At 34.9% G+C, this 13,442-nt stretch carries 12 protein-coding genes; 7 read left to right on the top strand and 5 right to left on the bottom strand.

From position 1 onward, the window contains the following. Window positions 1–29: 29 nt before the first annotated feature. Window positions 30–1,454 carry an anthranilate synthase component I family protein gene (locus C1638_RS08330; protein ID WP_109619958.1) on the bottom strand — a complete coding sequence of 475 codons (1,425 nt, stop codon included), beginning with the start codon at window positions 1,452–1,454 and terminating at the stop codon, window positions 30–32. A gap of 251 nt (window positions 1,455–1,705) precedes the next feature. Further along, window positions 1,706–2,347: a hypothetical protein gene (locus tag C1638_RS08325; protein ID WP_109619956.1), complete on the bottom strand. Its 642-nt coding sequence runs from the start codon at window positions 2,345–2,347 to the stop codon at window positions 1,706–1,708. A 135-nt stretch (window positions 2,348–2,482) separates the two neighbouring features. On the opposite strand from C1638_RS08325, the gene C1638_RS08320 reads away from it, so the two are divergent. The 4 genes from C1638_RS08320 (at window position 2,483) to lysS (ending at window position 5,941) form a co-directional block, all read left to right on the top strand. After that, on the top strand, window positions 2,483–2,704 hold the full coding sequence (locus tag C1638_RS08320) for a hypothetical protein (protein WP_109619954.1): 222 nt from the start codon (window positions 2,483–2,485) through the stop codon (window positions 2,702–2,704). After that, the gene (locus C1638_RS08315) at window positions 2,704–3,075 is read left to right on the top strand and encodes a c-type cytochrome (RefSeq protein WP_109619952.1); all 372 of its coding nucleotides are present in this window, start codon (window positions 2,704–2,706) and stop codon (window positions 3,073–3,075) included. Before C1638_RS08320 ends, C1638_RS08315 begins: the two co-directional genes overlap by 1 nt. 3 nt (window positions 3,076–3,078) lie before the next feature. Further along, the gene (gene rlmF, locus C1638_RS08310) at window positions 3,079–4,005 is read left to right on the top strand and encodes a 23S rRNA (adenine(1618)-N(6))-methyltransferase RlmF (protein ID WP_109619950.1); all 927 of its coding nucleotides are present in this window, start codon (window positions 3,079–3,081) and stop codon (window positions 4,003–4,005) included. 238 nt (window positions 4,006–4,243) lie between these two features. Further along, window positions 4,244–5,941 carry a lysine--tRNA ligase gene (gene lysS, locus C1638_RS08305; protein WP_109619948.1) on the top strand — a complete coding sequence of 566 codons (1,698 nt, stop codon included), beginning with the start codon at window positions 4,244–4,246 and terminating at the stop codon, window positions 5,939–5,941. Window positions 5,942–6,011: 70 nt separating this feature from the next. Here the strand turns inward: lysS and C1638_RS08300 are convergent, their stop codons facing one another. The 3 genes from C1638_RS08300 to C1638_RS08290 are packed head-to-tail and all read right to left on the bottom strand — an operon-like array spanning window position 6,012 to window position 8,875. Continuing rightward, a complete protein-coding gene (locus C1638_RS08300) occupies window positions 6,012–6,524 on the bottom strand; it encodes a ClbS/DfsB family four-helix bundle protein (protein ID WP_109619946.1) in 513 nt (170 codons plus the stop codon). 6 nt (window positions 6,525–6,530) lie between these two features. Then, window positions 6,531–7,535 carry a cytochrome d ubiquinol oxidase subunit II gene (locus C1638_RS08295; protein WP_109619944.1) on the bottom strand — a complete coding sequence of 335 codons (1,005 nt, stop codon included), beginning with the start codon at window positions 7,533–7,535 and terminating at the stop codon, window positions 6,531–6,533. After that, window positions 7,532–8,875 carry a cytochrome ubiquinol oxidase subunit I gene (locus C1638_RS08290; RefSeq protein ID WP_109619943.1) on the bottom strand — a complete coding sequence of 448 codons (1,344 nt, stop codon included), beginning with the start codon at window positions 8,873–8,875 and terminating at the stop codon, window positions 7,532–7,534. The genes C1638_RS08295 and C1638_RS08290 overlap by 4 nt, the downstream gene beginning before the upstream one ends. Window positions 8,876–9,205: 330 nt before the next feature. Here C1638_RS08290 and C1638_RS08285 point away from each other — a divergent pair, with 330 nt between their 5' ends. From C1638_RS08285 to C1638_RS08275, 3 genes are all read left to right on the top strand, one after another. After that, on the top strand, window positions 9,206–10,606 hold the full coding sequence (locus C1638_RS08285; RefSeq protein WP_109619941.1) for a T9SS type A sorting domain-containing protein: 1,401 nt from the start codon (window positions 9,206–9,208) through the stop codon (window positions 10,604–10,606). 157 nt (window positions 10,607–10,763) lie between these two features. Further along, window positions 10,764–12,698 carry a DNA topoisomerase (ATP-hydrolyzing) subunit B gene (gyrB, locus tag C1638_RS08280; RefSeq protein WP_109619939.1) on the top strand — a complete coding sequence of 645 codons (1,935 nt, stop codon included), beginning with the start codon at window positions 10,764–10,766 and terminating at the stop codon, window positions 12,696–12,698. A gap of 83 nt (window positions 12,699–12,781) precedes the next feature. Further along, window positions 12,782–13,204 carry a DUF5684 domain-containing protein gene (locus C1638_RS08275; RefSeq protein ID WP_076354059.1) on the top strand — a complete coding sequence of 141 codons (423 nt, stop codon included), beginning with the start codon at window positions 12,782–12,784 and terminating at the stop codon, window positions 13,202–13,204. Window positions 13,205–13,442: the final 238 nt, after the last annotated feature.

Here is a 13,442-nt window from a genome sequence, read left to right as displayed (position 1 = left end):
CTAGTTACTGAGGTTGGACATTGTTTTTATTAATCCTGAACGATCTTTTCTGCTTTTTCTACTGCTTTTTTCAGGGCATTCAGTTTATTGTTGACCTCCTGCAATTCGTTTTCAGGGACTGATTTTGCAACGAGACCAGCTCCTGCCTGATAATAAAGTGTATTGTTTTTACTTAAAAAGGTTCTGATCATAATGGCCTGATTACAGGTTCCATTTAAACCAACAATCCCAATACATCCTCCATAATAACCGCGGGAATCTTTCTCATATTGGTTGATCAGTTGAAGCGCTTTATGCTTAGGTGCTCCACTTAACGTTCCCTGAGGGAAAGTGGCTGAAATCATTTCCAGAGGATTAATTTGCTCCGGTAGATCTGCTGTTACTTCACTTACCATATGAATAACATGAGAGAAAAGTTGAATTTCTTTAAGCTTGGTAACGGTTACATTTTTCCCCAGCTTTCCAAGATCATTGCGGGCTAAGTCTACCAACATGGTGTGTTCTGCATTTTCCTTTGGATCTTTTTTTAATTCTTCAATAGCCTGAAGATCGATATCCAAATTTCCTGTTCTTTTAGAAGTTCCCGCAATAGGATGAATAATGGCTTTATTATCTTTAATGATCAACTGGCTTTCTGGGCTTGATCCGAATAATTTATAGTTTCCGTAATCAAAATAGAATAGGTAAGGAGAGGGATTGATATTTCTTAAGGCTCTGTAAACATTGAATTCATCTCCTTTGAATTTCTGTTCAAACCTTCTGCTTAGTACAAGTTGAAATACATCACCTCTCATGCAATGTTTCTGAGCTGTTTTTACCAGTTCAAGATAGTCTTCATTGGTAATGTTGGACGTTTCCTGCCCGTTCTTTTCAAAAGGATAAACCGGAGTATTTTGATTTTTGATGAGGTTTTCTAAAAGATGTAACTCAGATTTTACACCGTTCATTTGGTTTTCAATAATATACATTTCATCATTGAAGTGGTTGATAGCAATTACATATTGATATAATCTGTATCTGAGAATAGGGATTTCTACTTCTGGGCTTTGTGGCTTCAAGTTGATGCTTTCAAAAAACTGTACCGCTTCAAAGCTTGTATATCCAAAAAGACTTTGAGCAGTCTGTTCAATGGGATCATCGGTCTTTTCGCAATCAAAAATGGTACGGAAGCTTTCAAATATATCGATGATACTACGCTCATTGATAAGTTGCTTTACCGGAGCAGAATCAGGGAGTTTAATTTCAAATTCATGTAGATTTTTTACTTCGATTCCTGCAACGGCATTGATGGCAATAAAGGAAAAATTGTTGTCAATACTTTTAGAATCTGAACTTTCCAGAAGAATCGTATCCCTGAATTTATCTCTGATTTTAAGATAAATATTCATAGGAGTATGAAGATCTCCAAGAGTCTTTTTCGAAACTGTTTTTATTTTGATTTTTTGAGTAAACATCTGCTGTTGTATTTTTTTTGTAAGATTTAGGAATAAAAAAAAGGCTTTAACGGAATCCGTCAAAGCCTTGTATATTGTTTGTTTGTATCTGCTGTTGGGTTAACAACATGACAATAACTTCAGACCCGACGAAGAGTTTGAAAGCCACCACCAAATATTGTTGCTATTATTAAACATGGGACAAATTTAGAAATTTTTTTAATACAAAAAACAAAAAATTCAAAAAAAATAAAAACTTATTTTGAAATATACTACTTCAACTGCCTGAGTTCTTTTCTGAGTTCTTCAATCTTTAGTCTAGAACTTTCATCATTATAAGAATTTGTATAATCTTCTAAAGCTGAGATGTATTCCTCAATAAATTCCTTGTTGCTTTTGTCTGCTTCATACTTGATTTTTGCAGAATTGACAGGAGCAAGTTTTTCATTTTCTAATAAAATTTTTCCTTCTCTGGATTGATCATAAAGAATGACAATATTTTTTTCATATCCGGGAATATATTTTATAGGAAGATCTTTTTGACTAGGAATTCTAATTGAATTTCTGATAGGATAGATTGCTGCAGTAGTCGTTGAAAAAAAAGTAGTCGTATATTTTCCGTCTTGTTTCTTTACAATAGCTTCATAATCATGAATATAGCTTTCGTTTAATGTGGAATTGGTTTCGATATCGGAAGTAATAATAGCTGTGCTTTCAACACCATATGTATTGAGAAACCAGGCGTTTAAAAATTGACCGCAAACTCCATTTAAAATGGCCAAAGGAATAATAGGAATCAGAAATAATGCTTTTTTTGTTACATAAAAGAGCAATCCAAAGAATATGAAGAGCAATATCACAGTATAAAAACCATGATGGCTGGTGAAAAACAGAATTTTTGAAATTAAAACCATAGGTTAAATTTAAATATATCACCTTATATAACGATTACGAATTCATTAAATTTCTAAAAAAATATATCTAAAGTGGGGAGATGTCATCGTTTTAAAAGCTTATTTTTTATATTTTTGCTTCCAAATTAGAAAAAAATGAAAAAAGTATTAGCAATCGCATTTATTGGAGGTTTATTATTAGCAAGCTGCTCAAAAAAAGTAGATCACTCTTTACAGGATAGCAACACAATGCTTGAAGAACCAGAAACAACTACCGTTGTAGATTCTACGGCTAAACCTGCTGCTGCTGCAGCTGCTACAACTCCGGCTACACCTGCTCCTGAAGCTGCTAAAACAGATTCTACAGCAAAAAAATAATGAAAAAATTGCTTTTGGCAGGAACTTTAGGTCTTATGATCATTTCCTGTTCTAAAAAAGAAAATACAACAGAAGTTGCATCATCTGACGCTGCACCAGTGTCAGCTCCGGCAAAATCTAATCTTTCAGGTGATCAAATCATGGAAACATTGGACTGCTCGGGATGTCACTCTGTTAATGAGAGAATGATAGGACCATCTTATAAGGAAATAGCGACTAAATATTCTGAAAAAGATATAGATCTGCTTGCTTCCAAGATTATAGAGGGCGGAAGTGGAGTTTGGGGAAGTGTCCCTATGGCGGCCCACCCACAGGTATCTAAAGAAGATGCAAAAAAAATGGTAGAATATATTTTAAGTCAGAAGAAATAAAATATGTCCACCGAAAAATCCAGTCTGCATACAAGAAATCTGCATCGTAATCCCTATGATTTTGATCAGCTCATTTCTTGTGTGCCAGAACTGAAGCACTATGTCTTTGAGAATGCTTATCAGACAAGAACGATTAATTTCAGCATTCCTAAGGCGGTTAAACTTCTTAACAAAGCTTTACTTCTACACTTTTATAATGTTAAGGATTGGGATATTCCTGATACCAACTTGTGTCCTCCCATTCCGGGAAGGGCAGATTATGTACATTATATTGCTGACCTTTTAGCCGACCAACAAAAAGAAATTCCGACTGGAGCTTCTGTGAAAGGATTGGATATAGGAGTAGGAGCTAATCTTGTTTATCCTTTAATTGCTCATAAATCCTATGGCTGGAAAATGTTGGGTACAGACATCAATCAGGACTCACTGAAGAATGCTCAGCATATTTTAAATCAAAATTTAGATCTTTCATCTGTTATTCGATTAAAACATCAACCAGACTCTGATTGTATATTTAAAAATATTATTGAGGGGGAAGATCGGTTTACGTTTTCCATGTGTAATCCTCCTTTTCATGATTCTGAGGAAGCTGCGATGAAAGGGAATATTAGGAAAACAAAAAATCTTAAGAAAACAAAATCCAAACAGCCATTGCTTAATTTTGGCGGTAAGCAGTCAGAGTTATGGTGTGAGGGTGGTGAACTGGCTTTCATCACCAAGATGATTAATGAGAGTGCATTGTATTCGTCCAAGGTTCTTTGGTTTACATGCTTGGTTTCCAAAAAAGATAATCTGCCTAAGCTGAATTCACTTTTAAAAAAGGTAAAAGCAGTAGATTTCAAGACTATTGATATGGCTCAGGGGCAAAAAATAAGCAGAATGCTCGCCTGGACATTTATTCCTCAACAGGACAGAAGAGGATGGTTTTGAGAGGGGTAATCGTTAACAAGTTTTTTGTTACCAGTTAATTACGAAAGAAAATGAATATTCATTTTTCTGTAAATAGTCAATTTCATTACATAAACCAATAGTCAATAAAAGATAATAATATTCAATTCGTTGTGAAGCAAATTCACAATTCATGATTCGCATTTAAAAATTTCTGAAAAAACTCATTGATGGTCAACGCAAAAATGCCTAAATTTGTACGCTTTTAGAAAAATAAGAAATGCAATTATCAGAACAAGAAATCATTAGAAGAGAAAAGCTGAATAAGCTTACTGAAATGGGGATTAATGCGTTCCCTGCGGATGAGTATACGATTACAGATACTACAGAATCTATAAAACAGGACTTTTCTGAAAATAAACAGGTGAAGATCGCTGGTAGATTAATGTCCCGCAGAATTCAGGGAAAAGCTTCTTTTGCTGAGTTGCAGGATTCTACAGGTAAAATTCAGGTATATTTCAACAGAGACGAAATCTGTACAGGAGACGATAAAACTTTATACAATGAAGTCTACAAACACCTTTTAGATATCGGTGATATTATTGGTATTGAAGGAGATTTGTTTACCACTCAGGTAGGAGAGATGACCGTTTTAGTAAAGAACTTTACGCTTCTTACTAAGGCTTTACGTCCACTTCCTCAAGCTAAAACGGATGAAAACGGGGTTGTACATGATGGGTTTACAGATCCTGAATTAAGATACAGACAACGTTATGTAGATTTAACGGTAAATCCACAGGTAAAAGAAATTTTTGTGAAGAGAACAAAATTGTTCAACGCCATGAGAACTTTCTTTAATGATGCAGGATATTTTGAAGTAGAAACACCTATTCTACAATCAATTCCTGGAGGAGCAGCAGCAAAACCTTTTATCACGCATCACAATGCATTGGATATTCCATTATATTTAAGAATTGCGAACGAATTATATCTTAAAAGATTGATCGTAGGTGGTTTTGATGGGGTATATGAGTTCTCTAAAAACTTCAGAAATGAAGGAATGGACAGGACGCACAACCCGGAATTTACGGCAATGGAAATCTATGTAGCTTACAAAGATTACAACTGGATGATGGATTTCACTGAGAAATTATTGGAATTCTGTGCTATTCAGGTAAACGGAACTACAACAGCTACATTTGGAGAGCATAATGTAGATTTCAAAGCTCCGTATCCAAGAGTTTCCATGACGGAAGCGATCCTGAAATTCACAGGTTTTGATATTACAGGAAAAACGGAGAAAGAATTATACGATTTCGCTAAGTCTATTGGAATTGAGGTGAATGAAACAATGGGTAAAGGAAAATTAATTGATGAAATCTTTGGTGAGAAATGTGAAGGAAACTTCATTCAGCCAACGTTCATTACAGATTATCCGATCGAAATGTCTCCGTTGACTAAAAAACATAGAAGCAAGGAAGGTTTAACAGAGCGTTTTGAATTAATGGTTTGCGGAAAAGAAATCGCAAATGCTTATTCAGAGCTTAATGATCCAATTGATCAGAGAGAGCGTTTTGAAGCACAGATGGCTTTATCTGAAAGAGGTGATGATGAAGCAATGTTCATCGATCAGGACTTCTTAAGAGCTCTTGAATACGGTATGCCTCCAACATCAGGATTAGGTATTGGTATGGATAGACTGATCATGTTCTTAACGAACAATGCATCCATTCAGGAAGTATTATTCTTCCCTCAGATGAGACCTGAAAAAGCGGTTCCTCAAATTGAGTTAGGAGAGGATGAAAAAGTAATCCTTGAGATTCTTAATTCTCAGGAAGACGCAATGTCTTTAGCTGAAGTAAAAGAAAGAAGCCAGTTATCCGGTAAAAAATGGGATAAAGCTTCCAAGACTTTAACAAAAAATAATCTTGTGAAAGTTGAAAAGATTGATGAAAATCTTTTGATGAAACTGGCATAATTAAGATTATATAAAATAAAAATACCTCCAAATTTGGAGGTATTTTTATTTTATATAATTTGCTTTTTTATTAGTCTTGACTTTCTTTTTTCCATTTCCGTAGCTGAGTTCTGAAATTTTTAAAAGGAGCAACCGTATTGATGTGGATCCACTTCCAGACCGGCCATTTCGCGGGTGTTGTAGCCCATTTTCTTTGCTCTGCAACAAATAAGGTTTTATCATCAAGCTTTTCAATCCATTCTATAATTTCATCGACCTGATTCCGGAGTATTTCTCTTTGCTCATGCAGGCTATAAGTACCATATTGCTGATAAAAAGACTCGTACAACCCTTTTAAATTATTCCATTTGTATTCAGGAGTGGGTGTTTTTACTTCAATTCCTTTCTTTTCATCAGATTCCCATTGAAGCAATAGGTGTGTCCAACCAATCTGATAGGATATATTTTGCGATGGTGTTTTGTCAACCCCTGGCTTTATCACATTCTTTTCATTTTCCTTGATTTCGTCAAATTCTTTATCATACAGAAGATGTCTTTTCTTGAGCTCTTCAATAAGTTCAGTCTTATCCTTATAGCTTTGCATGCTGTTCTATTTTCTCAATTTACTGAATGAAGCCATTAAATAAAATAAAAACGGAAGAATAAATAATGAACCTAGCATCAGTGCCCATCCCAAGGCAGAAATTGTTTTTGGAGGAGCCATATGTTCTAAAAGTGAAAGATGTTGTCCGTTTCCTAATAAAATAATGTCCGGATTATGCTGATAGGTTGCTGCCACCAGAATCATTACAATTTGGAAACCGGCAAGCGCACGTACAGGAAGTAGTTTCTGTACGTTCATAGCCCTAAGAATAAGCAATAAAGCAATAGTAGCAAAAGCAATAGACATAATGCCCAGAGGTTTTGAGAATATCCACTTTAGAAGTGGGATATCTGAAATATATGCTGTTAAAAATACAAGAAGTCCGGTAATAACTACGAAGATCATGGTTTGCTTAGATTTTCTAATCATTAAAAGCAAATCAGCTTTATCACGAGTTTCTCTTAACGAAAAAATAGAGGCAAGATAAGCACAAAGGGCTACTGTAAATAAACCTACAGAAACACCGAACCAATTCAGCCAGCTATAAATATAGAGGTCAAGGAAAGTGGTAGCATCAGGATTAATAGATTGTGAAACCGTTGCCGCTGCTATTAACCCTAAGAAAAAAGGTGTTAAAAGGCTGGCGTAGTAAAATATCTGGGTATATAACACCTGCCAATTATCCTTTACCGCATCGTAATGTCTAAATGTAAAGGCCGTACCTCTTGCAATAATACCAAGGAGCATCAGTACTAAAGGAATATGCAGATACGTAGACATTGTAGTATAAATTTCAGGGAAACCCACAAAAAGAATAACAATCGCGATGATTAACCACATATGATTGGCCTCCCATACAGGAGCAATGGATTCATACATGATTTCCTCTGTTTTATGACGGGCTTTTTTGTGAGTAAAAAGTTCTACAATACCAGCCCCAAAGTCGGCTCCGCCCAAAATAACATAAAGACAGATAGAAAGCCAGAGAAAACCTATTACAATATAGATCATGATTTTTTATTTTTATCGTTAAACTGTGCGTCTGTAGGATCATAAAGCTTCGGAACCATTTGTATCTGTCTTTTTAAAAGGAAGATAAGAATAAGCGATAATGAAATGAAAATGGCTGTGAAGAAATAGAATGAATACTGTATTCCCGGCATTGGCGTTACAGCATCTATTGTTCTCATGATACCATAAATAATCCACGGCTGTCTTCCTACTTCAGTAACTGTCCATCCTGCTTCCAGAGCAATATATCCAAAAGGAGTTGCAATTAAAAATGTTTTTAAAAGCCAGTTTTTAGTAAGCCATTCTTTTTTGAAGAAGAAAGCATATAAATAGATTGCTCCGATACAAATCATCACTACACCAAAGAAGATCATAATCTGAAAAGCATAATGAGTAACGGCAATTGGTGGCCATTCATCCCTTGGGAAATCTTTTAGCCCTTTTACTTCAGCATTGAAATCATTGCTGACAAGAAAGCTTAATACTTTAGGGATCTTAACGGCATACTTTATTTCTTCCTTTTCTTCATCAGGAATTCCTCCGATAACGAAAGCTGCTCCTTTTTCCGTTTCAAAGTGGGCTTCCATAGCTGCTAGCTTAATGGGTTGTCTTTCTGCAACAGATTTTGCTGCAATATCACCGCTTAAAGGTGCTCCAAAGGCTCCGATAAGGGCAAAGCCTACTGCAATTCTAAAAGCTTTGGTATGAAATTCAATATTCTTTTTTCTCATAATCAAGAAAGCATGAACTCCGGCGACAGCAAATCCTGTAGCACAAAATGCAGCTACTGTCATGTGAAGAGCCTGCGGAAACCAAGCATCATTAAACATGGCTTTAATAGGGTCTATATTTAGGTATTGTCCATTGATATAATCAAAACCGGTAGGAGAGTTCATCCATGCATTGGCGGCAACTACTAAAATTCCAGATGCAAGTCCGCTTACTCCTACAAGAAAACCACAGAACCAATGAAACCATTTATTGAATTTATCCCATCCATATAAAAAGAATCCAATGGCAATCGCTTCAATGAAAAATGCAGTTCCTTCCAAGGAAAATGGCATCCCGAATATAGGACCTGCGTGTTTCATAAATCCGGGCCATAAAAGCCCCAATTCGAAAGAAAGCATTGTTCCGGAAACAGCTCCTGTAGCAAATAAGATAGCCACCCCTTTGCTCCAAGCCTTTGTTAATCCTTTATATACTTCATTATTGGTCTTTAAGTACTTCCAGTGGGCAAATGCCATTAAGAAAGGCATCACCATACCCACGCAGGAGAAAATGATATGAAACCCCAAAGAGAGGGCCATCTGCGCGCGGGCAGCAATAAAATCATCCATAATATCAACTTTTGAGTAAATAAATTTACGGATAAATTATTGATGTTGAGCATGATTTAAAACAGCAGAAATTTTAAGAATAGGTTTTAACTTTGGTCTTTTTTAAGAGTGAAAAAACAATACCTATCACAAATTTAACACTTGCGGTAGTTTCCTTTATCCAAATTTTTGGAAGTTCTCAAATTGCTTTAATGAGAGATCTAGCCTGTTTGTCCTCAGATATAACCAGATTTCGGTCTGCTTTAACCCTGTTTGATAAAATATACTTCTCTTCTTAGGTTTTTACAACCTCTAAGAAAAATGTTTATTTTTGCATGAAAAATTAATATCATGAAAAAGACTTTGGCTATTGTAATGGCTTTCTGTGTCTATACTTTTGGAAATTCTCAAATTACTTTAACGAAAGATCTATCCTATGGAAACTTTGGAACAATAGATTTTACGGGAAATAATTATAACAACCTTTCATGGAATACTCGGTATATTACTCCTGATAACCATGTTGTCATTTGTCCTACGGATTTTACCGGGAACTTTAATGTGAATTTTATGACTTATGATGCCAATGGGAATTTGCTAAGTACCATACATTTACCAACACAAGATATTGATGTTTCTATTCTATATGCAGATAACAATACTGTGTACCCCGAAATTGATGGTAAATTATATAAATACTCACTGGCAGGTGTTCCTGATACTTCATTTGGAAATAATGGTGAATTGGTAATAGGACATAACTTTTCTGGAACTAAATATCTAACAGCATCTTATCTTTCTGATGGTAAAATATTGGTTAGAAATCAGGACAATTTTACAAAATATAATGCTAATGGAATTATTGATCCTTCATATGGAAATAATGGTGTTGTAAATATTACTGGAACATCATACGCTCCAATTATTAATGAAAGAATTGATGATAATTATTTCTTCGAGAATTCAGGAGGAAGAAGAAAAATAAACATTCATACAGGAAGTCTAGATACATCCTATGGAAACAATGGATATTCTGTATATTCCAATCAACCAGCATATTTTCTTTTTGGCCCAGAAGCGGTAACCAGTAATTTTGAAGTCTTTACGATGCTTGAGAAGCCTATAGGTAATAATGTCCATTACATTATTTCTAAAACAAAGGTTGATGGGAATATTGACGTTACCTTTGGAAATTCTGGGATGTTGAATCTTCCTCAGACTTATCAAGGTAAAGAGTTGTATTATTTATTCACAATGGGAATTGATGATTACAATGGTAACGTTTTTGTTCCTGTAACAATAAGAGTGCCGGGAAGTGATATTAATACAACAGTTGGCCTTGTAGGTTATTCTGCTAAAGGAAATCGTATCCTAATTAATTATGCCAATGTTTTTGACTCCAATATTTCAAAAGATAATAATCATATAAGTATTGAAGTGAAAGGAAATTATTTGTATTTGTTTACCCAGTCTACCATAACCAGATATATCATTAGTGAGGATACTTTAAATACAAAGGAGGTAACAAAAGAAACTCCAATCAACTTCAACAATCCTTTCTCGAACGAACTGAGTTTTCATTCAAAGGAGAAAATAAAACAGATTGAAATCTTTGATGAGGTTGGTCATTTGGTTTTAACAGCAAAAGATAAAAATCAGTTAAATACTTCTAATTTGAATAAAGGGGTGTATATCATTAAGTTGACGACGGATTCAAACAAAATTATTTCTAAAAAAGCAATAAAAAATTGATTCTGAACTATATAAAATATCCATAAGTACAAGCAGGCTTCGGTCTGCTTTTTTATGCTTATAATATTCCTTTTTTTGACATTTTTTAACTTTCATACCTCGAAAAAAATCACGATATTTGTAAGTCTTTGCATATAGCAAGATTTTAATATTTAATATGAGTCAAAAACAATATACAGCTAGTAGTATTCAGGCATTAGAAGGAATGGAGCACGTTCGTATGCGCCCTTCAATGTACATTGGTGATGTAGGGACAAGAGGTCTTCACCATTTGGTTTATGAAGTAGTAGATAACTCTATTGACGAAGCGTTGGCAGGATACTGCGATACTATCTTTGTTGCCATTAAAGAAGGAAACGGAATTGAGGTAAGTGACAATGGTAGAGGTATTCCCGTTGATTTCCATGAGAAAGAGCAAAAATCTGCTCTTGAGGTTGTAATGACAAAGATTGGAGCCGGAGGTAAGTTCGATAAAGATTCTTATAAGGTTTCAGGAGGTCTTCACGGAGTAGGAGTTTCGTGTGTAAATGCACTTTCCAACGAAATGATCACTACTGTTTACAGAGACGGAAACGTTTACCAGCAGATATATTCAAAAGGTAAAGCTCAAACAGGAGTTGAAGAAATTGGTAATAGCGACAAAAGAGGAACAAAACAGTTCTTCCAGCCCGATGATACCATTTTTACAGAATTAGTTTATAATTATGATACGTTAGCAAATCGTTTAAGAGAACTTTCTTACCTTAATAAAGGGATTACAGTTACTCTTACAGACGAAAGAGAAAAGTTGGAAGACGGTTCTTTCAGAACTGAAGTTTTTCACTCTGAAGGAGGATTAAAAGAATTTGTTGCCTACATTGACGGAAACCGTGAGTCTATTATGGAGCACGTAATCTTTATGGAAGGTGAAAGAGACGATATTCCTGTAGAAGTAGCAATGCGTTACAATACTTCTTTTAACGAAAATCTTCACTCTTACGTAAATAACATCAATACTCATGAGGGTGGTACCCACCTTGCAGGTTTCAGAAGAGCTTTAACTAGAACTTTAAAGAAATATGCAGATGAATTGGGACTTCCTGCGAAAGAAAAAGTAGAAATTACGGGTGATGACTTCCGTGAGGGATTAACAGCTGTAATTTCTGTAAAAGTAATGGAACCTCAGTTTGAAGGACAGACCAAAACGAAATTAGGAAATTCTGAAGTTTCTGGTGCTGTTGATAAGATTGTAGGAGAGATGCTTACTAACTTCTTGGAAGAGAATCCTAATGAAGCTAAGATTATTGTTCAAAAAGTTGTTCTAGCAGCAAAAGCAAGACAAGCAGCAAAGAAAGCTCGTGAAATGGTTCAGAGAAAATCTCCGATGGGAGGTTCTGGTCTTCCTGGAAAGCTATCTGACTGTTCATCCAAAGATCCGGCAGAATCTGAATTATTCCTTGTGGAGGGAGATTCCGCAGGTGGAACGGCTAAGCAAGGGCGTGACAGACACTTCCAGGCTATTCTTCCATTAAGAGGTAAGATCTTGAACGTAGAAAAATCTATGCTTCATAAAGTATATGATAATGAAGAGATCAGAAATATATATACAGCTCTTGGTGTTTCTGTAGGTACAGAAGAAGACAGCAAAGCATTGAACATGGTTAAGCTTAGATATCATAAGGTTGTAATCATGACCGATGCTGATATTGATGGGTCTCACATTTCTACCCTGATTCTTACATTCTTCTTCAGATATATGAAAGAACTTATTGAGAATGGATATATCTATATTGCTCAGCCGCCTTTATATTTATTAAAGAGAGGAAACAAAAAAGTGTATGCTTATAACGAAAAAGAACGTGAAGAGTTTACATTAGAAATGTCTCCGGATGGAAAAGGTGTTGAAGTACAACGTTACAAAGGTCTTGGGGAAATGAACCCTGAACAGCTTTGGGAAACAACACTTAACCCTGAACACAGAATCTTGAAGCAGGTAACTATTGACAATGCTGTGGAAGCAGACAGTGTTTTCTCAATGTTGATGGGTGATGAGGTTCCACCAAGAAGAGAATTTATTGAGAAAAATGCAAAGTATGCAAAAATTGATGCATAATCATTTTTAAAAATATATAAAAAAAGCTCCTAATATTTAGGAGCTTTTTTTATATTTGGGGGTAACCAAAAAAATATAATAATATGTTAACTCTTTTACAAACAGACCCCTATAGTGGGGCAGATGCAGTTTCTGGAGCCGCTGCTGCAGGATTAGGGATTGGGACTATGTTCATGAGTCTTATATTCTACCTATTTTATGGGTATTGTATGTATAAAATATTCAAAAAAGCTGGCAGGGAAGATGCTTGGGCTGCCTTTGTTCCAATTTATAATATCATTGTATTGCTGGATATTGTAAAGAAACCAATTTGGTGGATCATCTTATTCTGTATTCCTTTTGTAAACTTATATGCATCGTGGGTTATAAACGATAGATTGGCCAAAGGCTTTTCAAAAGAAACTCCTCTTTACACAATTCTTTTGTTTTTCCTAGGATTTATTTTTATTCCGGTATTAGGACTTGGAAGTGATACTTTCAATAGTAAGAATATTCCAAATGATTAAAAAACTAAAAGGTTAAAAAATAGAAGGCTCCAAACACGGAGCCTTTTTTTATTTTAATAGAATAGTGTTTCATATTCTAGATGTTTTTACTTTAAATCATAAAATAATAATATCATTTAAGGCAGTCATACTTTTTGATTGCATCACAAGATTATTTAGGCCTTTACATCTTTAATAATAATCTATAAAATGAGATTTTAAGTTGTGAAATTTCATTTTTATTGTATTTAATTATTTG

The sequence above is a fragment of the Chryseobacterium oncorhynchi genome (genome assembly GCF_002899895.1).
Lineage (GTDB): Bacteria > Bacteroidota > Bacteroidia > Flavobacteriales > Weeksellaceae > Chryseobacterium > Chryseobacterium oncorhynchi.
Note: the sequence above shows the minus strand (reverse complement) of the source record. Positions and strands in the feature narration are given on the sequence as shown.

Bases quoted from the DNA above. Each gene is read 5' to 3' on its own strand.
- C1638_RS08285 (WP_109619941.1), top strand. From the start codon at position 9,206: ATGAAAAAGACTTTGGCTATTGTAATGGCTTTCTGTGTCTATACTTTT.
- C1638_RS08275 (WP_076354059.1), top strand. From the start codon at position 12,782: ATGTTAACTCTTTTACAAACAGACCCCTATAGTGGGGCAGATGCAGTT.
- C1638_RS08330 (WP_109619958.1), bottom strand. From the start codon at position 1,454: ATGTTTACTCAAAAAATCAAAATAAAAACAGTTTCGAAAAAGACTCTT.
- C1638_RS08290 (WP_109619943.1), bottom strand. From the start codon at position 8,875: ATGGATGATTTTATTGCTGCCCGCGCGCAGATGGCCCTCTCTTTGGGG.
- C1638_RS08300 (WP_109619946.1), bottom strand. From the start codon at position 6,524: ATGCAAAGCTATAAGGATAAGACTGAACTTATTGAAGAGCTCAAGAAA.
- C1638_RS08325 (WP_109619956.1), bottom strand. From the start codon at position 2,347: ATGGTTTTAATTTCAAAAATTCTGTTTTTCACCAGCCATCATGGTTTT.
- C1638_RS08295 (WP_109619944.1), bottom strand. From the start codon at position 7,535: ATGATCTATATTGTAATAGGTTTTCTCTGGCTTTCTATCTGTCTTTAT.
- lysS (WP_109619948.1), top strand. From the start codon at position 4,244: ATGCAATTATCAGAACAAGAAATCATTAGAAGAGAAAAGCTGAATAAG.
- gyrB (WP_109619939.1), top strand. From the start codon at position 10,764: ATGAGTCAAAAACAATATACAGCTAGTAGTATTCAGGCATTAGAAGGA.
- rlmF (WP_109619950.1), top strand. From the start codon at position 3,079: ATGTCCACCGAAAAATCCAGTCTGCATACAAGAAATCTGCATCGTAAT.
- C1638_RS08315 (WP_109619952.1), top strand. From the start codon at position 2,704: ATGAAAAAATTGCTTTTGGCAGGAACTTTAGGTCTTATGATCATTTCC.
- C1638_RS08320 (WP_109619954.1), top strand. From the start codon at position 2,483: ATGAAAAAAGTATTAGCAATCGCATTTATTGGAGGTTTATTATTAGCA.